The 23,990-nt window shown below is 71.2% G+C and carries 17 protein-coding genes and 2 pseudogenes; 10 read left to right on the forward strand and 9 right to left on the reverse strand.

The window, feature by feature from the left end:
* Nucleotides 1–167 precede the first annotated feature (167 nt).
* A pseudogene (locus tag AB0N63_RS18740) lies at nucleotides 168–625 on the forward strand (hypothetical protein).
* Between the two features lie 21 nt (nucleotides 626–646).
* Here the strand turns inward: AB0N63_RS18740 and AB0N63_RS18745 are convergent.
* Nucleotides 647–1,457: pseudogene (locus tag AB0N63_RS18745) on the reverse strand (IS110 family transposase); the annotation flags it as partial.
* A 1,306-nt stretch (nucleotides 1,458–2,763) separates the two neighbouring features.
* Here AB0N63_RS18745 and AB0N63_RS18750 point away from each other — a divergent pair.
* The 3 genes from AB0N63_RS18750 (at nucleotide 2,764) to AB0N63_RS18760 (ending at nucleotide 6,116) form a co-directional block, all read left to right on the forward strand.
* Entirely contained in the window at nucleotides 2,764–3,594 is an 831-nt protein-coding gene (locus AB0N63_RS18750; RefSeq protein WP_365530091.1) for a hypothetical protein, read from the forward strand.
* A 313-nt stretch (nucleotides 3,595–3,907) separates the two neighbouring features.
* Nucleotides 3,908–4,507: a TetR/AcrR family transcriptional regulator gene (locus AB0N63_RS18755; RefSeq protein WP_365530092.1), complete on the forward strand. Its 600-nt coding sequence runs from the start codon at nucleotides 3,908–3,910 to the stop codon at nucleotides 4,505–4,507.
* A 142-nt stretch (nucleotides 4,508–4,649) separates the two neighbouring features.
* Complete coding sequence (locus AB0N63_RS18760) at nucleotides 4,650–6,116, forward strand: DHA2 family efflux MFS transporter permease subunit (RefSeq protein ID WP_365530093.1); 1,467 nt, start codon at nucleotides 4,650–4,652, stop codon at nucleotides 6,114–6,116.
* 282 nt (nucleotides 6,117–6,398) lie between these two features.
* Here AB0N63_RS18760 and AB0N63_RS18765 read toward each other — a convergent pair whose 3' ends face one another.
* Nucleotides 6,399–7,001, reverse strand: coding sequence for a hypothetical protein (locus AB0N63_RS18765; protein ID WP_365530094.1), 603 nt, complete (start codon nucleotides 6,999–7,001; stop codon nucleotides 6,399–6,401).
* 313 nt (nucleotides 7,002–7,314) lie between these two features.
* Between AB0N63_RS18765 and AB0N63_RS18770 the strand changes: the two genes are divergently transcribed.
* The 4 genes from AB0N63_RS18770 (at nucleotide 7,315) to AB0N63_RS18785 (ending at nucleotide 12,550) form a co-directional block, all read left to right on the forward strand.
* Nucleotides 7,315–8,952, forward strand: coding sequence for a VCBS repeat-containing protein (locus tag AB0N63_RS18770; RefSeq protein ID WP_365530167.1), 1,638 nt, complete (start codon nucleotides 7,315–7,317; stop codon nucleotides 8,950–8,952).
* Between the two features lie 194 nt (nucleotides 8,953–9,146).
* Nucleotides 9,147–10,592, forward strand: a complete 1,446-nt coding sequence (locus AB0N63_RS18775; RefSeq protein WP_365530095.1) for a WGR domain-containing protein — start codon at nucleotides 9,147–9,149, stop codon at nucleotides 10,590–10,592.
* Between the two features lie 166 nt (nucleotides 10,593–10,758).
* Nucleotides 10,759–11,589 (forward strand): ammonia-dependent NAD(+) synthetase, encoded by an 831-nt coding sequence (gene nadE / locus AB0N63_RS18780; RefSeq protein WP_365530096.1) that lies wholly within the window; start codon nucleotides 10,759–10,761, stop codon nucleotides 11,587–11,589.
* A 169-nt stretch (nucleotides 11,590–11,758) separates the two neighbouring features.
* Nucleotides 11,759–12,550, forward strand: a complete 792-nt coding sequence (locus AB0N63_RS18785; RefSeq protein WP_365530097.1) for a hypothetical protein — start codon at nucleotides 11,759–11,761, stop codon at nucleotides 12,548–12,550.
* Between the two features lie 287 nt (nucleotides 12,551–12,837).
* Here AB0N63_RS18785 and AB0N63_RS18790 read toward each other — a convergent pair whose 3' ends face one another.
* Complete coding sequence (locus tag AB0N63_RS18790) at nucleotides 12,838–13,575, reverse strand: SDR family oxidoreductase (protein ID WP_365530098.1); 738 nt, start codon at nucleotides 13,573–13,575, stop codon at nucleotides 12,838–12,840.
* An 84-nt stretch (nucleotides 13,576–13,659) separates the two neighbouring features.
* Here AB0N63_RS18790 and AB0N63_RS18795 point away from each other — a divergent pair, with 84 nt between their 5' ends.
* Both AB0N63_RS18795 and AB0N63_RS18800 read left to right on the forward strand, forming a co-directional pair.
* Complete coding sequence (locus AB0N63_RS18795; protein WP_365530099.1) at nucleotides 13,660–14,301, forward strand: TetR/AcrR family transcriptional regulator; 642 nt, start codon at nucleotides 13,660–13,662, stop codon at nucleotides 14,299–14,301.
* A gap of 103 nt (nucleotides 14,302–14,404) precedes the next feature.
* Nucleotides 14,405–16,816, forward strand: coding sequence for an excinuclease ABC subunit UvrA (locus tag AB0N63_RS18800; RefSeq protein ID WP_365530100.1), 2,412 nt, complete (start codon nucleotides 14,405–14,407; stop codon nucleotides 16,814–16,816).
* A 327-nt stretch (nucleotides 16,817–17,143) separates the two neighbouring features.
* Here the strand turns inward: AB0N63_RS18800 and AB0N63_RS18805 are convergent, their stop codons facing one another.
* The 6 genes from AB0N63_RS18805 to AB0N63_RS18830 form a co-directional block, all read right to left on the reverse strand.
* On the reverse strand, nucleotides 17,144–17,923 hold the full coding sequence (locus tag AB0N63_RS18805; protein WP_365530101.1) for an SDR family oxidoreductase: 780 nt from the start codon (nucleotides 17,921–17,923) through the stop codon (nucleotides 17,144–17,146).
* A gap of 65 nt (nucleotides 17,924–17,988) precedes the next feature.
* Nucleotides 17,989–19,500 (reverse strand): aminotransferase class V-fold PLP-dependent enzyme, encoded by a 1,512-nt coding sequence (locus tag AB0N63_RS18810; RefSeq protein WP_365530102.1) that lies wholly within the window; start codon nucleotides 19,498–19,500, stop codon nucleotides 17,989–17,991.
* 115 nt (nucleotides 19,501–19,615) lie between these two features.
* Nucleotides 19,616–20,515 (reverse strand): endonuclease/exonuclease/phosphatase family protein, encoded by a 900-nt coding sequence (locus AB0N63_RS18815; RefSeq protein ID WP_365530103.1) that lies wholly within the window; start codon nucleotides 20,513–20,515, stop codon nucleotides 19,616–19,618.
* A 26-nt stretch (nucleotides 20,516–20,541) separates the two neighbouring features.
* Nucleotides 20,542–21,717 carry an anhydro-N-acetylmuramic acid kinase gene (locus tag AB0N63_RS18820; RefSeq protein ID WP_365530104.1) on the reverse strand — a complete coding sequence of 392 codons (1,176 nt, stop codon included), beginning with the start codon at nucleotides 21,715–21,717 and terminating at the stop codon, nucleotides 20,542–20,544.
* A 38-nt stretch (nucleotides 21,718–21,755) separates the two neighbouring features.
* The gene (locus AB0N63_RS18825; RefSeq protein WP_365530105.1) at nucleotides 21,756–23,357 is read right to left on the reverse strand and encodes a sodium:solute symporter; all 1,602 of its coding nucleotides are present in this window, start codon (nucleotides 23,355–23,357) and stop codon (nucleotides 21,756–21,758) included.
* A gap of 224 nt (nucleotides 23,358–23,581) precedes the next feature.
* Entirely contained in the window at nucleotides 23,582–23,938 is a 357-nt protein-coding gene (locus AB0N63_RS18830; RefSeq protein WP_365530106.1) for a hypothetical protein, read from the reverse strand.
* Nucleotides 23,939–23,990: the final 52 nt, after the last annotated feature.

Consider the following 23,990-nt stretch of genomic DNA (forward strand, 5'->3'; position numbering starts at 1 on the left):
AGTATCTCGCATGGTCATGCAAAGAGGGGGGTCAGGCGTGCTTTCCGTCGCTGCCTCGGTCTATTACGGCGTAATAGACCGAGGCAGCCTGTGGGGGCGGGCTCCTATGTCTTTGGTCAAGGGAAACGGGGGTGCGTCGACTCGGTGAGCCGGGGCAGCATGGCGAGGTGGCTGATCTGCCGTGGGATGACCTGAAGTGCTTCTTCGACCCGGACTTGATGGGGTCGCTGCCGTACGTGCGTGTCCCGGATGCCTCGGTGAAGGACTGACGGTCCTTGATCTTGTCGCGGAGAAGGGCTGGAGGTGCTTCCGGTGCCTCGGGCGGAGGCCGTGCTGTCCCGTCCGGCGGGGGCCGAGTCCCCGGAGCTGCGGGACTGGCCGGTTGCCGGTGTGTTGGCGATCTTTCGTTTCCATGCTGCCGATGAAGTCGACTTTGACGTCGACCTGCGGAAGTCTGCAGGGCCAGGAGCGACTGGATGTGTTCTGCGGCTTCCTCCGGGAGATCGGCCGGCGGCTGGGCAAGCCCGTGCTGATGGACCCGGAGGGCGACGATGGCCATCCGGTGCTCGGCTTCGACGTCGAGGCCGATCGAGTCGTCCTCCTCGGAGACTCACAGGTCAGGTGACTGCGGCCGACGGCTGCGGCTTCATAGAAGGTGCCGTTCGCGGAGCATCGCGAACAGGACGTCGGCCCGGCGTCTGGCGAGGCAGAGCAGGGCCTGGGTGGGGGCTTGCCCCGGCGGTCTTCTTGTCGTAGGGGGCCCGCGATGCCGGGTCACCCAGAGCGGCGGACGCGGAGAGGAAGAAGGCCCGTTTTGAGCTGCTTGATTCCTCTCCTGGAGGGCTGTTCACCACGGATCGACGACCCGGAACTGCGGGGCGCGGGTGCGAGTCCTGCAGAGGCGGCGAGGTGGGCGGCGGTCGGGAAGGTGCTGCCGTCACCGACCTCGATCAGGAGGCGGGCTCCGGTTCTGACGCCGATGTCCGGCATGGACGTAAGGACCTTCGAAAGAGGGTGGTCCTCCAGCAGTTCCTCGATCCGCCCGGCCAGCAGCTTGCACTGATCGAGCACGGCGGCGAGCGATCCGGCCAGGCTCGAGACGATCAACGCGGCCGCCTCGGCGCCTTCGGCCGCAGCAACATGACCAGCCGCCGACGGCCCGCCTTGCGTATCTGTGCCGGTGAGCCGGTCCGCTCCAGCAAAGCCAGGACGGCAGGGGGCTGTAACCACGGTCCCAGGACCCGTTCCAGCGACGGGGGGATCTGGGTCAGCAGGCCGTGCAGCCGGTTGGCGCCGCGGGTGGCCTCGCCGGCCAGATCGTCGCCGAAAACGACGGTCATCTCCAGCTCGGCGATCGTCTCGTCCTCGCCGTCGATCGCCCGTAGCGTGGGCTGCATCGCGCGGGCCGCGACCGCGACGGTGAATGCGTCTCTCGCATCGGTCTTCGCCTCGCCCGGATCATGAACAACAAGGGGGAAAGTCATGCCGGACCCGAAGGCCGGAGGCCCCATTGCCGGGCCACGAAAAAGGTAACGAGCGGCGGAGGCAGAGACCGGCTCGGCTTGCGGGCAGCGGGGACTGCCGGGGGCGGGTCACCGGGACTGAAGGGACCAGAGATCGGCCTGAGCGGTGTCGTCGCCCCGGGGCGCGGGGAGGACCCAGCCGCTCCTATTACGGCGTAATAGCTTGGACCGCTGGAGGGAACAGCCGGGCGGCGCGGCACGGCGGCTTGAGTCCCTGCCGGGGGCGCGGCACTCTCCCCCTAGAGCGCTTCCTCTCAGCCCCTGGTCCCTCACCTCTCAGCCGCTCGGTCCCTGAACCTGATCGCTGGCGGTTGCGTCCCTCACTTCTGGTCCCTGGTCCCAGGACGGAAAGCAACTCCCTGCAGGGACCTGCACCGCGAGGGACCCAGCGCAGGGCGGGAACAGGGTCTGCAGCTTTTCGGTCCCTGAGCCTTAGTCCCTGGTATTTCCGCAGGTCACAGGCTTGTGAAGCTCTCCAGAGGGACCGGAGGGACCAAAATCGCTAATTATGACGTGCTCAACTACTTGTTTGTATGCGCGCGCGCATATGAACACACAAACAAGATTCAGCTCATAATTAGCGGGTTGGGTCCCTACAGTCCCTCAATCCCTAGCTAAAAGCCCTCTGACCTGCGGAAACGTGCCAGGGACCGAATGTGGACCCCGCCACTGTCAGGCCCTCCGTTTTGGTCCCTGGTCTCTGAGGGTCCCTCGCTGCACAGCCCCCGCCGCCGCGCCGCGCCGGGAGTCCCGGTCCCTGCCGCCCTCCCAGGCCAATCCCGAGGGGATTCGGTCCCTGATGCCTTGAGTCCCTGGCACCGTCCTCGGAGGGAAAACGCCAGTCCCTAGGGACTGAACCGCACGTGCTGCCCCTGGCTCTTTTTCCGGATCATGCAGGGACTCGCAGGTCCTGACACCGCACCTCGCCGCGCTGCCGCCTGAGCCCCCTGGCCGGTGCCGCCTGGCGGCCCGCGCTCGTCCTGCCTCCGCGCCCCGAAAACGGAATCCGAGTCACTTCGGTCCCTTCGGTCCCGCAGCCGATTCTGCGGGCGCGAGCTCTGGGAAACGGCGTGACCGCCGCTGCCCGTCCGTTCTCTGACGGGTGGTCTGGTCGCCACAGCTATTACGCCGTAATACTCACGTGCCGACAAGCCCTGCGGAGGCAGGATTCTGACCCTCCCTCACTCCCAACCGGGGTTCACATTATGTGAATCCACTGCTCTCCGGCAGACTTCTCTGTATGGCGAAGCGCAGGCAAGCAGCGGCCCGACCCACAAAGCCGCTGGTCAAGCCGCCGATCCGAATCGGCTTCCTGGATGCGGCCGCAGTGGTCGCGGAGTTGCGTGAGGTGCACGAGGCAGCAGGCGACCCGGACATCGAGCGCATGCCGGGGGACGAGGAGATCTACGCGGCGCTCCTCTACACCGAGAAGCACGCGTCCGCACTGCGGCACTGCGCGGCCGAGGTTCAGCGGTCCGCCGCGCTCAAGCGCGTGCAGCTGTGGGAGTACCTCAGGGAACAGACCGATCTGCATCAGCTCCGCGCGGTGACGGACGCCCGCAGTACGGGAGTCCCCTGGGCGCAGCTCGCGCCCGCCCTGGCGGTGGCGGCGCCGAGCGCGGCGTACAACAAGACGAAGCGCTTGCAGGCGGTCACCCTGACCGACGACACCCCCGACGCCCGCCCGGTCCGCCGGACGCCGGAAGCGGTTCTCGAAGCCGAGCGCCGCCGAGCACTGGAGGCGGAAGCGGAGCGGCGCCGGCAGGAAGCCGCCGAACGTTCTCATCGGCTGTTGCTTCCCGTCGCCCGTCGCCTCGTCGAGCAGCGTGAGGCCCTGGTACTGGACGAGGATGCGGAGTACTGGCTGGACGAGATCTCGGCCGTACTTCCCGACTGCGTCACTCCCACTCAGATGCTCAGCCTCAACCGCTATCTCGCCGCCGCTGTACGGTCCCTGCGCAAGCTCGAACAGCGCACGGCCTCGCCCGTCACCACGACACGGGAGGCGCGTGCGGCCTACCTGGCCGCGGCCGCCCTCTGGTCCGAGCCGGACTTCTCGGCCCGTTCCTGAGCCGCAGATCTATTACGCCGTAATAACCCGGAGAGCGAGCGGGTGGTGCGGGGGAGGCCTTGGCGTGCCCCGCCCGCCGAGCCCGGCACCGCCTCCGCTGTTCCCGTTGGGCCTCTTTTGAGGAGGCTCCGTACGGTCGTGTCCCCGTCGGGTTATTACGGCGTAATAGCCCAGCCGCCCCCCTCAGAGGGCCCGACCACTGTCTCGGCGACCATCTTCTGATTTTGAGGCCCTTCAGACCCTTCGGACCCTGTTCAGGAGTCCGCTCTCTGAAGTGTTGAAGCCCTTAGTAATTGAGTGCTAACTTACTTTCATGGTCAGGATGAGTGCCCAGGAACGGCGCGAGAGCGTGATCTGTGCGGCGACGAGCGAGTTCGCGCGAGGCGGCTACCACGGGACCTCCACCGAGGCGATCGCCCGGCGCGTCGGGGTCTCGCAGCCCTATCTCTTCCGGCTCTTCCCGGGCAAGAAGGCGATCTTCCTCGCCGCGGTCGATCGCTGTACGGAGGATCTGTTCCGCATCTTCCAGGAGGCCGCGGAGGGACTGGAAGGCGAGGAGGCCCTTCAGTCCATGGCGGCGGCGTACAGCAAGGTCATCGTCGAACGGCCTGAGTTGCTCACGCTCCAGCTGCAGACGTATGTGGCGGTGGCCGCCGCCGAGGCCGAGGGCGACCAGGAGTTCGGCGAGGCCGTGCGGGCCGGCTGGATGCGGATGTGGGAGGTCGTGCACCTCCCCCTCGGTGAGGACGTCCATGAGACGACGTCCTTCCTGGCGTACGGCATGCTCATCAACGCGCTGGTGGCGATGGGCTTTCCGCCCGAGCATCGGGTGTGGGAGGGACTCTCGCCGTTCGCCCGCGTCAAGGGCCGGCTGCTGAAAGCGGAGCTGGCCGGAGAAGCGGACGAAGGCTGAGGGGCAGCAGAGCAGCGGCAGGAGCAGGGGGAGAGGCGCGCCTGTGACGGTGTGCCGGGGCCGTTCTGTGTCCTGGAAAGTCAGTCATCGCGGTAACCGATCCGAGATCACGCAGGCGATCACTCGCATCGCTGGGGGAGAGATGGCACAAGAGAACGCTCCAGGCCGTGGGGCCACGGCCTGGGCCCTGATCATCACCGGTGTCGCCGGATTCATGGCGGCCCTCGACAATCTCGTCGTCACCACCGCCCTGCCCTCCATCCGCAAGGATCTCGGGGGAGCGCTGGACGACCTCGAGTGGACCGTGAGCGCCTACACGCTCACCTTCGCCGTCCTGCTGATGTTCGGGGCCGCCCTCGGTGACCGCTTCGGCCGTCGTCGGCTCTTCATAGCCGGACTGGCCGTGTTCACCGGCGCCTCAGCCGCCGCTGCCCTCTCGCCGGGCATCGACTCCCTCATCGCCGCCCGCGCGGTCCAGGGGGTCGGTGCCGCTGTGATGATGCCGCTCACCCTGACCCTGCTCACCGCCGCGGTACCGCCCGCCAGGCGCGGTACCGCGTACGGGATCTGGGGCGCCGTGAACGGCCTCGCCGTCGCCTCCGGCCCGCTGATCGGCGGCAGCCTCACCGAACACGTCTCCTGGCACTGGATCTTCTGGCTGAACGTCCCGCTCGGCCTGGCCGTCATGCCGCTCGCCAGGCTGCGCCTGGCCGAGTCCTACGGCACCGGCGCGGCCCTCGACATCCCCGGCACCCTCCTCGCCAGCGGCGGTCTCTTCGGCGTCGTCTACGGCCTGGTGCGCGGCCCTTCCGACGGCTGGACCAGTTCCCTGGTGCTGACCGGGCTGTTCGCGGGCACCGCGCTCCTGATGGGCTTCGTTCTGCACGGCGCCCGGGCCAAGAACCCCATGCTGCCGATGCGCCTGTTCCGCTCGCGCGCCTTCGCCGGGATCAATGCGGCGAGCCTGCTGATGTTCCTGGGCATGTTCGGCTCGATCTTCCTGCTCAGCCAGTACATGCAGGGCGTGCTCGGCTACTCGCCCACCCAGGCAGGTCTGCGGATGCTGCCCTGGACCGGGATGCCGATGATCATCGCGCCGATCGCGGGCGTTCTCTCCGACCGTGTCGGCGGCCGCCCGGTCGTCGCCGCCGGCCTCTTGCTCCAGGCGGCGGGCCTCGGCCATCTGGCCTACGTGGTCACCACGGACGTCTCCTACGGCGTCCAACTGCCTGGCCTGATCATCAGCGGTGTGGGCATGGCCCTGTACTTCGCCCCGGCCGCCAACTTGGTGATGTCCAGTGTCCGCCCGGAGCAGCAGGGCATCGCCTCCGGCGCCAACAATGCTCTGCGCGAGGTGGGCGGGGCGCTCGGCATCGCGGTGATGGCCTCGATCTTCGCCGCGCAGGGCGGCTACGAGAGCGCACAGAGCTTCGTCGACGGTCTGCGGCCCGCCCTCGTGGTCGGCGCCGCGGTGGTGGCCCTCGCCGCGGTCGCCGCCCTCGTGATCCCGGGGCGGCGGGGCACCGGCCCGGACCCGGCGGTGCCCGTTCCGCCGCAGGCCTCCGGGGAGAACACCGACCGTGTCCAGGCGGAACCCACGCTGACCTGACCGGCCGCGCGCGGGCGCTCCCGCCTGGCTCCGCGCCGGTCCGCTCGGCGTGGGCCCGGCCGCTCCACGCCGGCCGCTCCACGCCGGCCGCGGGGGAGCGGCCGGCGCGGTGAGTGCGTGGGCACACGTGGCTCCAGAGGTGGTCTGGGACTTCTGGAGGCCCCCGCGCGCCGTCCGCGGCCCCATCCCGACCGGGGGATCGTGGAGGACCGGCCTGCGGGGGCAAGGGGACCGGCAGGGTGCCGGACCAGGGACGCACCCCGCCGTACGCCGGTCTGGGCCTCAGGACGCGCGGCCGACCGTGTCGAAGCAGCGGCCCGCATCGATGTCCGTGAGCAGATCCGCCCGCTCCGGGGGCCACCGGAGGATTTCCCGGGTCCGGCTGCGGGAGGTCGGGTTGTCCAGCGCGGCCATCGCGCCGGGGAAGCCGAAGTGGGCCTCGGCCTCCTCGCGGGACACGCCGGTCACCGGTACGCCCACATGGCGGCCTGTGGCCTCCGCGATGTCCCGGAAGGGCACCCCCTCGTCTGCGACGCCGTGCGGCCGCGTCCCGGCCGGAACCTTCTCGAGCGCCAGCCGGAACAGCCGCGCCGCGTCCAGCGTGTGCGCGGCGGGCCAGCGGTTCGCAGCGTCGCCGATGTACGCGGACACGCCCTTGTCCCGAGTGGTCGCGACGAGGCGCGGGACGAGGCCGTGCAGATCGAGCGAGCTGTGCACGGACGGCGGCAGCCGTACGACGGACGAGCGCACTCCGCTCTCCGCCAGCGCGATCGCGGCGTTCTCCGCCTCGACGCGGGGGACGGGCGGCGCGGCCACGTCCGCCTCCGTGCCGAGCTGCCCCGGAGGCAGCACGAACGCGAGCATCAGCGTGCCCGAAGTGACCACGAAGGGCTTCCCGGACCCCGCCGGCCCGGAGCCCGCCAGCCCGGAGCCCATGGCTCGACGGCCCGCAGATCGGAGGCCATCGCCCCCTCCGACCGCCGTTCCCCGCCGGCCGCCGAGCCGACTTCCGGGCCCCGCGTTCTCTGACGGTCATAGACATGCCATACAATCCGCGATCACTGGCTTTGACGGACCTTCAGAAGTCGGCCAGAACTTCTACACATTCAGTGGGGGGCTTTTGTCCATATCAAGCCTGTACGGCAGAGTACGTCGTTCCCGGCTGCTGGGCTGCACCGCTCTCGCGGTGGCGGCGGGCATGTTCCTGAGCACGCCCGCCCTCGCGGCCGACCGGCCGTCCGGGGACGTGAGCGTGCCGACTCCGAAGTCCTCGGTGCCCAAGCTCGAGCGTTCGGCACCGCAGAAGGGGCTTCGGGCGCGCCCCGCCATCAAGGCAGGTGCCAACCCGCAGTTCGACGTGGACGGCGACGGCATCGACGAGACCCTCGTCCGGCTCATGGACGGCACGACCGGCGTCTGGCTGAGCAGCGAGAGCGGCGCGTTCTCGACGTACACCATCGGCACCGACGACCCGTCGGTGCAGCAGAAGGACATCATCACCCCCGGAGACCTCGACGGTACCGGTGGTCCTGACGTCCTCACCCTGTCCACGACGGGCACCCTGTCCCTGTACCACAGCGCGGGTGCGACCGGCACGGGGTACGCCGTCTGGAGCGGCAGCGGCTGGCAGATCTACAACAAGGTCTTCGCCCCGGGCGACGTCACCGGCGACGGCAAGCCGGACCTGCTGGCCCGCACGTACGCGGGCGACCTGTACCTGTACGCGGGCACGGGCAGCGAGAGCTCCCCGTTCCGCGGCCGGGTCAAGGTCGGCGGCGGCTGGGGGGCCTACGACCAGCTGGTCGGCGTCGGCGACATGAACAAGGACGGGCTCGGCGACGTCGTGGCCCGCAACACCAACGGCGACCTGTACCTGTACGCGGGCACGGGCAGCGCCACCGCCCCGCTCGCGGGCAAGGTGCTGCTCGGCGGGGGCTGGAACACGTACAACCAGATCGCCGCCGCCTACGACTGGAACGGCGACGGCCAGAACGACCTGGTCGCCCGGACCACTTCGGGCGACCTGTACTTCTACCTGTCGGACGGCGCGGGCAGGTTCCTGTCGCGGCAGAAGGTCGGCAGCGGGTTCAACGGCATCGACCTCCTGGTGGGCAGCGGGGCCAACCCGCGGTTCGGCAAGACGTCGCTGATCGGCATGGACACCAAGGGCACGCTGTTCTGGTACGGGGTACAGAACAACGGCAAGCTGTCGGCCCGCGAGCAGATCAGCGACACGGGCGGCTGGCTGGGCGCGAAGATCGCCTACGCCTCCTCGCTCGACCCGGACGGGTACGCCGATCTGCTGGAGGTGTACGACGGAGTCCTGTACAACAACGGCTCCATCGCCAGTGGTTGGGGCAAGGTCAACCTGTTCCTCGGGCCGGGCGACCTGAACGACGACGGCAAGGGCGACCTCCTGGCCCGGGACAGCTCCGGCGTCCTGTACCTGGAGCGCGGCAACGGCGCCGGCACCGGCGTCTCCGCGGTGAAGATCGGTTCCGGCTGGAACGCGTACGACAAGATCGTCGGCGGGGGCGACTTCACCGGCGACGGCCGTACCGACATCGTCGCGCGCACGCCCTCGGGCACGCTCTACCTGTACCGCGGTACGGGCAACTCGTCCGCGCCGTTCGCCTCGAAGGTGAAGATCGGTGACGGCTGGCAGCAGTACAACAAGCTGGCCTCGCCCGGCGACATCGACGGAGACAACCGCGCCGACCTCGTCGCGGCCAACTCCAAGGGTGAGCTGTTCGTCTACTCGTCCACCGGCACGGGCAAGTTCAAGGCCCGGGTGAAGCTCGGTACGGGCTGGAACACCTACCGGGACCTGTACTGACAGTAGTACCGGTCACCGTGCCTCGCGGCCGTCCACAGGAACGGCGTTGAGGAGGGGGCCTCGCCCCGGCGCTTCGGCGCCGGGGCGAGGCCCCCTTTCCCGTCTCCGGCGGTTGTCAGTGGTCGCCTCTACGGTGTGAGCAGTGGGATTCGCCGGAACGGCCGGGGGAGCCACGGCCCGGGGAGGGGTCTGCCATGTCTGCGGGGAACTCGACGACGTATCTGGAGCTGTCGCAGGACGGCGGCGGCGCGCACAAGTTCTACGAAGTGGCCGTCGTCGGCCAGGTCGTGACGGTCCGTTACGGCCGGATCGGTGCCGCCGGGCAGGCCCAGACGACGACGTTCCCCTCGGTGGAGAAGGCGCGGGCCGCCGCCGCGAAGAAGGTGGGGGAGAAGGTCCGCAAGGGATACGCCCCAGCGGTCCCCGGACAGCGCGCCCCACGCGCGGTGACCCGCCGTCAGGTGTCCTCCGCGCCCTCCACGGCGCGTGCCGTGGCGCCCGTGCTGTGGCGGTTCGCCACCGGCTCCGCCGCGTTCGGCATCCACGTGGACGACGAGCACTGCTGGGTCGGCAACCAGGCGGGCGACGTCTACACCCTGGCCCACGACGGCGGCGTCCTCGCCCGCTTCAGCCTCCCCGACGGGGTGAAGTGCCTGGTCGCGGACGACTTCTGGATCTACGCCGGCTGCGACGACGGCAAGGTCTACGACCTGTCCTCCAAGCTGCCGTTCGCGGCCTACGACATCGCGGCCGACGTCGACATCTTCTGGCTGGACATCCACGAGGGCGTGCTGAACGTCTCGGACCGCGACGGACGGATCACCGTCATCGACCACGAGGACGAGCACCAGTGGGCCCGCCGCAGCCAGGGCGAGCACGCATGGATGGTGCGCGCCGACGACCGGGCCGTCTACCACGGCCACCAGCGGGGCGTCACCGCCTACGCGCCCGACGGCGGTGGTGAGCTGTGGCACAGCCCGACCCGGGGCGGCGTCCTGTTCGGCTGGCAGGAGGACGACACCCTGTACGCGGGCACGGCCCACCGCGTGGTCCAGCGGCTGTCCAAGACGACCGGCGCGATCGAGGCCACCTATGCCTGCGACAGCGCGGTCTACTCGTGCGCCACCTCGCCCGGTGGACGGTTCGTCTTCGCCGGTGACGCGGCCTCGTCCGTGTACTGCTTCGACCAGGACGGCACCCGGCTGTGGAAGCTGGCCACCGGCGGTGGCTCGGCTCTGTCGATGCAGTACCACGACGAGCGGCTGTACCTGGTGACCACCGACGGCTCGCTGCTGTGCGTGGACGCGAGCGAGGCCGCGGTCGCCGCCGCCCAGCAGGGCACGGTGCCCGTGGCCCGGGACGTCAAGCTCGCCGCGTCCCTGCCCTCCTACGCCCCGGCCACGACCGCCGCCGCGGTGGCCACCGTGGCGCAGGCCCCCGCCGGGGCGATCGTGGTCGAGTGCGTGCAGCACAGCGGCCGCCTGCGCGTCCACGTGGTGTCCGAGGGATACGACACCTCCTGGAACGTCCAGTTCCCCCGCGCGATACGCGAGCCGGGCGCCCGCTACGTGGTCGACGCCCTGCACCCGGCGGCCGGCGGCTTCTACCGGGTCCGCGGAGACATCCGCCGCCTGCTGTGACCGGCCCGGCGCGGACGGCGGTCGTCGTGGCCGGTGGCGGAGGTGACATCATGCTCGTCGAGCTACCGCGGCCGCGGGCGGGTACCCGCGCCCGCGGGCAGCCGTCCGGCTCCGGCCCGGCGGCCCGCCCGGACAATCCGTACCCGCACCCGATCGAGGAGCAACCGTGACCGACGTGGCGTCCATGTCCCTGCAGCAGGAGATCGCCCGAGACCTCCAGGTGAGCGCGTCCTTCGACGCCGAGCAGGAGATCGAACGCCGGGTGGCCTTCCTCGCCGACCGGCTGATCTCCACGGGGCTGCGGTCGCTGGTGCTCGGCATCAGCGGCGGTGTGGACTCCACGACCGCCGGGCGGCTGAGCCAGCTCGCCGTCGAGCGGGTGCGGGCCACCGGGCGGGAGGCGACGTTCTTCGCGATGCGGCTGCCCTACGGCGTCCAGGCCGACGAGAAGGACGCGCAGCGCGCGCTGGACATCATCCGGGCCGACCAGGTCCTCACCGTCGATGTGCGACCGGCGAGCGACGCCGCCCTGGACGCGGTGCTGGCCGGCGGGGCGGTCTTCCGGGACGCACACCACCAGGACTTCCTGCACGGCAACATCAAGGCCCGCCAGCGCATGATCGCCCAGTACGCGGTGGCGGGCGCGCACGACGGCCTGGTCGTCGGCACCGACCACGCGGCCGAGGCGGTCTCCGGGTTCTTCACCAAGCACGGTGACGGCGCGGCCGACGTGGTGCCGCTCACCGGTCTGACCAAGCGGCGGGTGCGGGCCGTGGCCGAGGCCCTGGGCGCCCCGGCGGAGCTGGTGGGCAAGACGCCGACCGCCGACCTGGAGACGCTGGACCCGGGCAAGTCCGACGAGGACGCGCTCGGCGTCACCTACGACGACATCGACGACTTCCTGGAGGGCAAGCCGGTCGCCGAGGCGGCCTTCGAGGTGATCGTGCGGCGGTACCGGCTCACGGAGCACAAGCGGCAGCTGCCGATCGCGCCCTGAGAGCGCGGCTCTCCTCCGCTGTTTCGGGGGTGTCCTCTCCGCCGCCGTTTCGGGCGGGTCGGGGATCCTCTTCCGGAGGGGCCGGGTGAGTACGGAGGGGGACACCCGGGAGTGCGATTGAGTACGACGACTCAGTCGGGGGAGCGGGTGGACTGGAAGGATCGCGGGCATGACGACCACTCCGCCCGCCTGTCCTCCGCCCGAGCCCGGTCATCCGGCGCCTCAGCCCGGGTTCCCTCCGGCGCAGGGCGGCTACCAGCAGGCCCGGTCCGGCTTCGGGGCGCCCTCGGTGCCGGTGCCGGTGCAGCCTGGTCTCGGACAGCCGTCCGAGCCTGTCGGGCCTCCCGCTCCGCCCGCGCGGCGGTCCTCGCGTGCGCTGCTCGCCGGTCTCGTCGCCGTGCTGGTGCCGGCCGTCATCGGGGGCGCCGTGTGGTGGGTGAACCGCGGCGAGGACGGTCCCCTGGCGGGCCGGCCCCGGGTGACCGACGCCGAGGCCGGTCTCTCCTACGCCGTACCGGAGGACTGGCGGCACGACGCGGCCAAGGACGAGGACCTGATCGACTCCTTCTCCTCCCAGATGACCAGGAAAGCGGAAGCGGACGGCCCGAGCAGTGCCTTCATGGCCGGCCCGGCCGGCCGGCCGGTGGCCCCCGCCGATCTGACAAGGGCCACGGAGACCGCCGCCCGGTCCAACGCCGAGTTCTTCTTCCCGGACCAGTCCGCCACCCTCCAGGAGTCCCGGTCCGCTACGGTCGGCGGCCGGCCCGCCCACACCACCGTCCTCCGCGTCACGACCGGCGACGGCGACACCGCCTACTTGGAGATGACCGTCGTCACGGTCGACAGCACGCACACCGGCTTCCTGCTCGGCGTCACCACCGGCGGCGCACCGCAGGACTCCGCCTTGCGGGAACTGGACGAGATCACCGCCAGCGCCGACACCGTCACGGCCGCGGGCTGACCGCCGGGACCGAAGGCCTCACGGCCGCCGTGCGCCCCGGTGTGGGTCAGTAAGGCGGTCGCGACCCACCAAAGAGGCCTACGTGCCGTCCGGTCCCCTCGGCGAGATGGATGAGCATCCAGCGGAGGCCGGCGGTGCGGCAGTCGGGGTGGCGGCCGACGTCATCCCGAGAGGCCGCGGCCACGATCTCGTTGTCTCGGGCGCACTGACCTCGTACGACGCACACGCCCGGCCGGGAGTGCGCCCCGTCGCTTCGCGGGAACCGGATGCGCACCACCGGCCCTCGTTCAGGCCCGGGTGTAGCCGCCGTCGGCGAAGAGTTCGGCGCCGGTGACGAACGACGAGGCGTCCGAAGCCAGGAAGAGGGCGGCCTCCGCGATTTCCTCGGCGTCGGCCAGCCGCCCCAGGGGCACGGTGGCCTCGGCGAACTGATCGGCGGCCGGCCCTGCGGCACTCAGCAGGCCGGGGGTCCGCGTGGGACCCGGGCTGAGGACGTTGATCCGGAACCGGCGTTCCCGTGACTGCCGGGCCCAGTTGTGCACGAGGTTGCTCACCGCCGCCTTCGAGGCGCTGTAGACCTCGAGCTGCTCATTGGGCCGCACGCTGTTGCTCGAGCCGACGACCACGATGGAGGCGTTCTCCCCCAGCAGCGGGAGCGCCTTCTGAACGGTGAACAGGGTGCCCTTGACGTTGACGGCGAGCGTCAGGTCGACGTTCGCCTCGGTGTGGGCGCCGAGTGCGGCGTCCGCAGCGATTCCCGCGTTGGCCACCAGCACGTCGATGCGTCCGGTCTCCTCACGGACGCGCGCGTAGAGCGCATCCAGGTCGGCCAGGTTCGAGACGTCGGATCGTACGCCGGTGGCCGCAGGGCCCATCTCCTTGACTGCCGCTTCGAGGCGGTCGACGTCCCGGCCGGTCACGAAGATCCGTGCGCCCTCCCGGACGAAGCGGTGGGCGATGGCCAGCCCGATCCCGCTGGTGCCTCCGGTGATCACGGCCACCTTCTCCTGCAGTACTCCTGGCATGTCGAACCCCTTCAGTTCTGGAACGGATCGTCCACAACGTAGGCGGTAATGGACGATCGAGTCAAGAATGGTTAGGCTGGGACCATGCCCAGACCACGCGCATTCGACGAACGCCAAGTCCTGGAGCGGGCCCGGGAACAGTTCTGGACGACCGGCTATGCAGGGACCCGGATGGACGACATCGCCCAGGCGACCGGCCTGGGCAAGGGCAGCCTCTACGGCGCGTTCGGCGACAAGAGCAAGCTGTTCCACCGCGTGTTCGGCGACTGGTGCACCGCAGTCGTCGAGGTGGCCGAAGGGCGGCTGACAGGTGGCCCGGACGCAGAGGCCCTGGCCCGGCTGTCGGGATACGTCCACCTCATGGCGGAGAACACCGCCTCCGACACCGAGCGCCGCGGATGCCTGTTGGCCAAGGGCGCGGCGGAACTGGCGCAGTGCGATCCGACGGTCGCCGGACGGTCGGCCGAGACCATGACGGCACTACTGACCCTGCTGCGGACGGAGATCAGCGCCGCCCAGCGCCACGGCGACATCGACAGCGCTGCCGATCCGGAGCGGTTGGCGGCACTGCTGCTGGCGGTGGTCCGCGGTATCGAGGCGGTAGGCAAGGCCGGCCTGGACCCGGAGACGCTGCGGAACATCGCAGACACCGCACTGGCGGTCCTGCCCATGCCCGGGGGGCGCGATCGCCTCGCAACCGGGCGCAGTCCGGCACGCGAGAACTGACTTGGTGCCCTCACGGCCGCATGACCCGCCGGACGGCGCCCAGCCCACGACGGCAGGGCCCGCGACGGCGGGACCACCCCCCGCCCCGACGGATGGAGAGACGATGAACACGGCCTCGAGGACGGACACACGCACGCCCGGGCAGCCGTCCGCACGGCACCCCGCCGACAGCCACGACGTGATCCGTGTGCACGGGGCCCGGGTGAACAACCTCAAGGACGTCAGCATCGAGATCCCCAAGCGTCGGCTGACGGTGTTCACCGGGGTCTCCGGTTCGGGCAAGAGCTCCCTGGTGTTCGGCACGATCGCCGCGGAGTCGCAGCGGCTGATCAACGAGACCTACAGCGCCTTCGTGCAGGGTTTCATGCCCACGCTGACCCGGCCCGAGGTCGACGTGCTCGAAGGGCTGACCACCGCGATCATCGTGGACCAGCAGCGGATGGGCGCCGACCCCCGCTCCACCGTCGGCACCGCCACCGACGCCAACGCGATGCTGCGCATCCTGTTCAGCCGGCTAGGCAAGCCGCACATCGGCTCGCCCAAGGCGTTCTCCTTCAACGTGCCCTCCGTCAGCGGGGCCGGCGCGGTCACCGTCGAGCGGGGTGGCAAGAAGGTGAAGGAGCGGCGCGAGTTCAGCATCACCGGCGGCATGTGTCCGCGCTGCGAGGGGCGGGGCCAGGTCACCGACCTCGACCCGGCCCAGCTCTACGACGCCTCCAAGTCGCTCGCCGAGGGCGCGCTCTCCGTCCCCGGCTACAAGGCGGGCGGCTGGAACCACCGGCTCTACAGCGAGTCCGGCTTCTTCCCCGCCGACAAGCCGATCCGCGACTTCACCGCGACCGAGCTGCACGACTTCCTGCACCGCGAACCGACCAGGATGAAGATCGCGGGCATCAACATGACGTACGAGGGACTCGTGCCGCGCATCCGGAAGTCGATGCTCGCCAAGGACCGTGAGGCGATGCAGCCGCACATCCGGGAGTTCGTGGACCGGGCCGTCACCTACACCGACTGTCCCGAGTGCGGCGGCACCCGGCTCAGCGAGGCCGCCCGGTCCTCTCGGATCGACGGTCTCGGCATCGCCGACGCCTGCGCCCTCCAGATCAGCGACCTGGCCGCCTGGGCCGCCGGCCTGGACGAGCCGTCCGTGGCGCCGCTGCTCGCCACCCTGCGGCAGACGCTGGACTCGTTCGTGGAGATCGGGCTCGGCTATCTCTCGCTCGACCGGCCCGCGGGCACGCTGTCGGGTGGCGAGGCGCAGCGGGTCAAGATGATCCGCCACCTCGGCTCCTCGCTCACCGACACCACCTACGTATTCGACGAGCCCACCACCGGCCTGCACCCGCATGACATCCAGCGGATGAACGACCTGCTGCTGCGGCTGCGCGACAAGGGCAACACGGTGCTCGTCGTGGAACACAAGCCGGAGGTCGTCGCCATCGCCGACCATGTGGTCGATCTCGGTCCCGGCGCGGGTACGTCGGGCGGCACGGTGTGCTTCGAGGGCGACGTGGAGGGGCTGCGCGCCGCCGGCACCGTCACCGGCCGGCACTTCGACGACCGGGCCGCGCTCAAGGAGACGGTGCGCAAGCCCACCGGCGCGCTGGAGATCCGTGGCGCGAACACCCACAACCTGCGCGGGGTGGACGTGGACGTCCCGCTCGGGGTGCTCTGCGCGGTCACCGGCGTGGCCGGTTCCGGCAAGAGCTCCCTCGTGCACGGGTCGCTGGGCGGCGGGGCCGCCGGGGTGGAGGTGGTGACGGTCGACCAGAGCCCGATCCGCGGCTCCCGGCGCAGCAACCCGGCGACGTACACCGGGCTGCTCGAACCGATCCGCAAGGCGTTCGCCAAGGCCAACGGCGTCAAGCCGGCCCTGTTCAGCGCGAACTCCGAGGGCGCCTGCCCTGCCTGCAACGGCGCCGGCGTCGTCTACACCGATCTGGCGATGATGGCCGGTGTGGCCGTCACCTGCGAGGAGTGCGAGGGCAAGCGGTTCGAGGCGTCGGTGCTGGAGTACCGGCTCGGCGGGCGCGACATCAGCGAGGTGCTCGCGATGCCGGTGCAGGAGGCGGAGGAGTTCTTCGGCGCGGGCGAGGCGCGTACACCCGCAGCGCACCGCATCCTGGGGCGGCTCGCGGACGTCGGGCTCGGCTACCTCACGCTCGGCCAGCCGCTCACCACGCTCTCCGGCGGCGAGCGGCAGCGGCTGAAGCTGGCCACGCACATGGCGGAGCAGGGCGGCGTCTACGTCCTGGACGAGCCGACCGCGGGTCTGCACCTCGCCGATGTCGAGCAACTCCTCGCTCTGCTGGACCGGTTGGTGGACTCGGGCAAGTCGGTCATCGTCATCGAACACCACCAGGCGGTCATGGCGCACGCCGACTGGATCATCGACCTCGGCCCCGGAGCCGGTCACGACGGCGGCCGCGTCGTCTTCGAGGGCACCCCGGCCGACCTCGTCACCGCCCGCTCCACCCTCACCGGCGAACACCTGGCGGCCTACGTGGGCACCTGACACCCATCGGCGTTCGCCCCGCTCGGCGACCGGACGGGCAGCCCGGCCGCCGAGCGGGACGCAGGACGGCCCCGGCCGGTCTCAGGGCCTGTCCGGCCAATCCCGTCTGCCGCGCGACGTCACGCCCGCTCCCCGAAGTCCTCGAGCAGGGGGACCCCACTCGCCGCACCGGCCCCTGACCCGGGTTCGTCCCGTACGAGGGCCAGGAGCCGGTCCTCCCCCAGGCTCTTCGAGCAGGGGGACCCCCAGAGCACGCACCTGACGCCGCGCGGCCGACCGTCGGGCGACGACGCGAAGGGTCGGACAGGCCTGCCGTGCAGGAGTTCGTCAGTGCACGGAGAACCCGCCGTCCACGAAGATCGTCTGGCCGGTGACGTAGGCGGAACCGCGGCCGGCGAGCCAGACCGCCGCGCCCGCGAAGTCCTCGGCCAGGCCGTTGCGGCCGACCATCGTGCGTGCGGCCAGCGCCGCCACCTTCTGCGGATCGGAGGACAGGCGTGCGTTGAGCGGTGTCATCACGAAGCCCGGCACCAGGGTGTTGCAGGTGACGCCGTACGGCGACCACGCCTCGGCCTGGGAGCGGGCCAGCGACTCCAGCGCGCCCTTGGAGACGCCGTACGCGCCGCTCTGCACGAACGCCCTGTGCGCCTGCTGGGAGGTGACGTGGATGATCCGGCCGAAGCCGCGCTCGGCCATGCCGGGGCCGAACCGCTGCCCCAGCAGGAAGGGCGCCTCCAGGTTCACCGCCATGGTGGCGTCCCAGACGTCGTCGCCCAACTCGCCCATCGGCGGACGCAGGTTGATCCCGGCCGAGTTGACGAGGATGTCCGGCTCGCCGAACACCCCGGCCGCCGCCTCGGCCGCCGTCCGCACTCCCTCGCGGGTGCTCAGATCGCCGGCGACCCACCCCGCCTGGCAGCCGTCGGCCGTCAACTCGTCTGTTGCCTCGATGAGTTGTTCCTCCCGGCGGGCCACGACCACCACACTCGCCCCCGCATGTGCCAGCGCCCCGGCGATGGCCCGGCCGATGCCGGAACTCCCGCCGGTCACCACGGCGGTCCGGCCGTCCAGCGAGAAGAGTTCGGAGAGGTAGGTCTGCGCGTTCATGCGCGCAGTCTAGGCGGCGTGTCCGTGCCGGCAACCGGCAGGGTGTTCGCGCCGGAGGCTCCGGCTCAGACGCGGAACAGCGAGCCGATGAACTCCGTCAGCAGGCGTTCCTTCAGCCGTACCGGGAGGGCGTCCAGCAGCATCAGCACCGGGGCCATCCGGGTGGGCAGTGGGCCGGTGCCGTCGAGGCCCGCGAAGGCGAGGACAGCGGCGACCTCCTCAGGGCCGAGGCCGTCGGGATCGAGTCCGGCGGCGAACTCGGCCAACGCCGGGTCGGGTCGGGCGGGTTCGCTCGCGCGGACCGTCTTCACGGCGTCCGCGAGGTCCGCCAGCAGGGCCTCCACCCGGTCACCGGTAGCCGGTGTCAGGGTGAGGTGCAGGTTGGGCGGCAACGGGCCGAACGACAACTGCGGCTGGAGGTACCAGCCGCGCTCGCGCATCTCGTCCGCCAGGTGCAGCACCCGCCCGAGGTCCGGGGCGCCGTCCGCGCCGGTCACCGTGAACGCCACCAGGGAGCCCGCCGGTTCGCCGAGGACGCGCACACCGGGCAGGGCGCGCAGCGCGGGGAGGAGCCGGTCGGCGGCGTCCGCGATCCGCCGGGCCAGCGCGGTGTAGCCGTCCTCGCCGATGTGCCGCAGCACCGCCCACGCCTGGGCCAGCAGCCCGGCGGACTTGGTGCCCTGCACGGTCGGGTTGACCACCGGATAGCCGGGCCAGCCCGCGTGCGCGAAGTACTGGTGCCGCCGCAGCTCCGCGTCCCGGTACAGGACCACGGAGGCCCCCTTGTCGGCGTAGCCGTACTTGTGCAGGTCCACCGAGAGCGAGGTCACCCCCGGCACGGAGAGGTCGAACGGCTCCACCTCGCGGCCCGTGCGGCGCAGGAACGGCAGGAACCAGCCGCCGATGCAGGCGTCCACGTGGCACAGCACCCCGCGCGCGGCGGCGGCCGCCGCGATGTCGGCCACCGGATCCATCACGCCGTGCGCGTAGGACGGCGCCGACGCCACCACCAGCGCGGTCCGCTCGGTCAGCGCTGCCTCCACGGCCGCGGCCGGGGCCCGGAAGCTCACCGGGTCGACCGGCACCACCACCGCCTCCACACCGAGATAGTGGGCCGCTTTGTGGAAGGCCGCGTGCGCTGTCGAGGGCAGCACCAACTGCGGTGCAATGACGCCGCGTTCGGCGCGGGCGTGGTCGCGGGCGGCCTTCACGGCGAGCAGCACCGACTCGGTGCCGCCGCTGGTGAAGGCGCCCTGCGCGCCGGGCGTTCCCAGGACCGCGGCGGCCGCGCCCACCAGATCGTTCTCCAGCCGGGCCACGCTCGGGAAGACCGTGGGGTCCAGGCCGTTGACGGTCGCGTACGTGCCGTACGCGGCGGCGGCCAGATCGTCCAGACCGGGCAACCCCGCGTCGTAGACGTAGGCGAAGGTACGGCCGCCCCGGGTCGGGGCGTCACCGGTGCGCAGGCTGCGCAGTTCGGCCAGCAGTTCGTCGGCCGGACGGCCCGGCGGCAGTGCGGCGGGGGAGGGCGAGGGGTCGGCGTCGGGTTCCTGGGGCGTCCACACGCCGCCGAGCATGGATCAGCGCCGGGCGGTGTGACAAGGGTGCTTCGGCGTACGTGGGCGGCGGTCCCGGCCGGGGGCGGCGGTCCGTACCCGGCCGGGACCCGGTGCGGCCGGGGCGAGGCGCGCCTCAGGAGGTGTGCCGGCGGAGCAGGAGGTCGGCGACGACCGGCCGGTGGTCCGAGGCCGCCGTGTCGACTGCACGCGCGCGGGTGACGGTGACCTCGGGGGAGACTGTCACCAGGTCGATGCGCCTGACCGGGTCGAGCGCGGGATACGTGTCTCCGGCACCCGGCGCGGCGTCGGCCAACGGCCCCCAGAGCCGCACCAGTTCGGGGGCGGTCGGCTCGGCGTTGAAGTCACCGACCAGGACCTTGGGCCCGCGGTCCTCGGCGAGGATGCCCAGCATGTCGTCCACCTGGGTGCGCCGGACCGACGGGTCGGGACGGTAGTCGAGGTGGGTGCAGTAGACGTGCACCAGCGTGCCGTGGGCCCGGACCGTGACCTCGGCGAAGCCCGGCGCGGGCTCCGGCACCGGGTCGGAGGACTGGGTGGACAGCCGGGTGATCTCGTGGTTCTCGGCGTCGACCATGGGCAGGCGGCTGAGCACCGCGACCCCGAACTGCTGCCGCCGGGTGTGTCCGGCGGCGGGCGGCAGGTCGTAGACGGGTGCGAAGAAGACCCGCATGCGCAGTCGCCGGGCCAGTTCACGTGCCTCGTCGGTGAAGCCGCTGCGGTCGCCCCAGTGCACGTCGACCTCCTGGAGGCCGATCACGTCGGCGTCCAGGTCGCGGATCGCCGACGCGGTGCGGTCGAGATCGAAGACGTCGTCCTCGCCCGCTCCGGCGTGGATGTTGTACGTCGCCACCCGCAGCGGCACCGGCGGGACCGACCGCCCTCCGGTGGACGGCTGGTGCCCGGAGGCGACGCCGGGGGAGGCCGCGCCGAGCGTGACGGCGGCGGCGCCCACGACGGCGGCCAGGATGCGACAGGCGGACGTACGGCTTCTGTGGGACACGCGATCCTCCATACGGAGTGGGTGGTTGAGGTGCCGAGTCACCGGGCGGGGACGATCCGCAGCCGCGTCGGTGCGACGGCGGCCGGCGGGGGCAGGCCGAGGGGTGTGCGGCCGGGGGTGATGCTGCCGAGCAGGGAGGCGTGCCGGGCGCCGGTGCACGAGGGAACCGTGGCGGGCAGCCCGTGCACGGTCAGGAAACCCAGCACGGCGAAGGCGAGCGCCTCCTTCGCGACGGCCGGCAGTCCCACGGCCTCGCTGGTGAGGACCCGTACGCCGGGCAGTTCGGCGCCGATCGCGCGCATCAGCGCCGGGTTGCGCGTCCCGCCACCGGAGACGACGAGTTCGGTGACGCCGTGGGCGCGGCAGGCGTCCGCGACGGTCACCGCGGTGAGCCGGGTCAACGTGGCCAGTACGTCGACGAGTTCGGTGACGGGCCGGGCGGCGAGCGCGGCCAGCAGGTACGGCAGGTGGAACAGCTCCTTGCCGGTGGTCTTCGGCGCGGGCCGCCGGTAGTACGGCTCGTCCAGCAGCAGGGCCAGCAGCCCGGCGTCCACCCGGCCCGCCGCCGCGCCGCGCCCGTCCTCGTCGTAGTGGCGGGCGCCCTCGGTGAAGTGCCGTACGGCGGCGTCGAGCAGCGCGTTGGCGGGGCCGGTGTCGAAGGCGACGGGTGCGGCGGCGTGGGGGACGACGGTCACGTTGGCGATGCCGCCCAGGTTGAGGGCGGCGGCCACACCCGGCCGGCCGCGCAGCAGCAACGTGTCGACCGCGCTGACCAGCGGAGCGCCCTGGCCGCCGGCGGCGACATCGCGGCTGCGCAGGTCGGAGACCACGGGCAGGCCGGTGACCTCGGCGATCCAGGCGGGGCTGCCGAGTTGGAGGGTGCCGCGGACTGTCCCGTCCTCGACCCAGTGGTGGACGGTCTGCCCGTGCGAGACCACCAGATCGGCGGCCCCCGAACACAGTGTCTCCACGGCGTCCACCGCGGCGTCGGCGAAGGCCTGGCCGATGAGCGTGTCCAGCCGGCACACGGCCTCGACGGTCGTCGTGGCGGGCGGCAGGACGGCCCCGATGCTGTGGCGCGGTTCCCCGGACCAGGGCAGGCTGCGGGCGCCGAGGAGGGACATCACCAACTCATCGCCGTCGATGTGGAGTTCCACGGCAGCCGTGTCGATCGCGTCGTAGGAGGTGCCGGACATGAGGCCGATCACGCGCATGCTGTCTCCCGGGGAGGGGCCGGTTGGAGCGGGGCGGCTCAGCGGGACGGGGCGCTCTGCGGCTCGGTCCCCTCGGTCCCGTCGGCCGCGCTGGTCGCGCCGGCTTCACCGGGCTCGTCGCCGTCGGCACCGGTCGCCGGGACGACTGCCGGCGGCCGGTGGAAGAGGCTCATCGTGCCGCCCACGGCCAGCGTGAGGACGACACCGATCGGCACGAGCCACTGCGCGGCGATCCCGGCGGCCACGGTCGCGCCCGCGACCTGGGTGTCGATCCTCACGCCGCGTACGACATACGTCATCACCGCCACCGTCACCACGAACGCCACCAGGGAGTCCGCCTCGTTGGCCCGCTGGACGAGACGGCCGAGCAGGAACGCACCGAGCAGGGCGCCGTAGGTGTAGCCGGCGATGGTCAGGCCGGTGAGGTAGACATTGCCCGTGCTGGTGCTGAAGGCGCAGGCGAAGACCGCCATCAGCACCGCCCAGACCAGCGTCGCCGCCCGTGCCAGCCGCAGTGTCGTCTCCTCGGTGGGAGCGCGTCTGAGGAGGGTGCGGAGCAGGTCGGAGACGGTGGAGTTGGACATCGAGTTCAGCGCGGAGGACAGCGAGCCCATCGCCGCGCCCAGGATGCCCGCCACCAGCAGGCCCGAGACGCCGACGGGCAGGCCGTGCAGGATGAAGTCGGGGTAGAGATCGTCCGAGCTGCGCAGCCCGAGATCGGTGAAGCTCCGCCCTTCGTCGTACGCCCACAGCAGCGCGCCGACCAGGGAGAACGCCGCGAACTGGACGGTGATGAAGACACCCGAGCCGATCATCGCCTTCTGGCTGTCGCGCAGTGAGCGGGTGGACAGGATGCGCTGGACGATCAGCTGGTCCGAGCCGTGGCTCGCCATGGCGAAGACGGCGCCGCCGAGGATCGCCGTCGGCAGGGCGAAGGAGTTGGTGAGCACGTGGCTGAGGGAGAAGTCGGTGTCGAAGACCCGGAGACGGCCGCTGTGCAGCGCGTCGCCGAAACCCTGGGTCCCGACGTGCCCGGACAGCACCGCGATCGCGAGGACGGCGCCGCCGAGGTAGAGCAGCATCTGCACGGCGTCGGTCCAGATGACCGCCTTGATGCCGCCGAGATAGGTGTAGAGCACGGTGACGGCGGTGATCGCGACGGTGATCGTCCGGTAGTCGGCGCCGACGCCCAGCTCGTCCAGCAGCAGCTTGATCGGGATGGCGGAGGCGAACAGGCGGACGCCCTCCGCGAGCAGCCGGGTGACCACGAAGGTGACGGAGGCCAGCCCTTGCAGCCGCGGCCCGAACCGGTCCCCCAGATACGCGTAGGCGCTGACGAAACCGCCCCGCTTGTAGAGCGGGATGAGCAGCGTGGCGACGACGACGCGGCCGATGACGTAGCCGAGGGCGAGTTCGACGTTGCCGAAGGCCTGGTCGCCGTAGGCGCCGCCGGGGACGCTGATCACGGTGAGGACGCTGGTCTCCGTGGCCACCACCGAGAAGCACACCGTCCACCAGGGCATCCGGCCTTCGCCGACGAAGTACTCCGTCGCGGACTTCTGCCGCCCGGACAGCCGCAGACCCAGCCAGGCGATCGCGACGAGATAGACGATGATCACTACGAGATCGAAGTGGCGCACGGGCACCTGCTCCTCAGCGGAAGGCGTCGGCAGCGGAAGGGCGTCGGCGAGATGGGGGGGGTGGAGCGGTGCCGTCGCGCGGAGGCGACATGCGGTCGGCGGAAGACCCACGGCGGCGGACATCGCTCGCTGTTGACGGTGTGTCAAGTATCAGAATCCCTCGCGGGTGTTGTCAATGAGCGACACCCGCGCCTCTGGGCCGCACGGATCTCCGACGTACCAGCTCAGTCGGCGCCTGCCTTCGGTCCTTCGCAGGCGGCCGGGCCGGTGAGCCAGCCGGCGTCCTCGAACTCCGGAGGGATCTCGTCCTCCCACGGGTCGATCCCGCGGCGTTCCAGTTCGTCGAACCAGCGGTCCCGCTGCGACTCGGGGAGGCGCCGTCCGCACCAGGGGCAGAACTCGATGGTGATGCTCGACGTGCCGCCGTCGTGGACGACGAGCCCGTACTCCTGGAACCTGGCGCTGAAGTCGATCAGCGCGTCCGGGCAGCTGAAGGGGGCGTCGTGCTGGTCGCAGTGCGTGTTCACGCGGGCGGCCATCGCCTCGCAGCAGTGCGAGGCGTGTGCGCTGTGGGCGGTCATGATCTCGGCTCCCCGTCGTCATGCGTCGTGACCGGAAGCAGATCACGGCGCG

This window comes from Streptomyces sp. NPDC093260 (genome assembly GCF_040683715.1).
Taxonomy (GTDB): Bacteria; Actinomycetota; Actinomycetes; order Streptomycetales; family Streptomycetaceae; genus Streptomyces; species Streptomyces sennicomposti.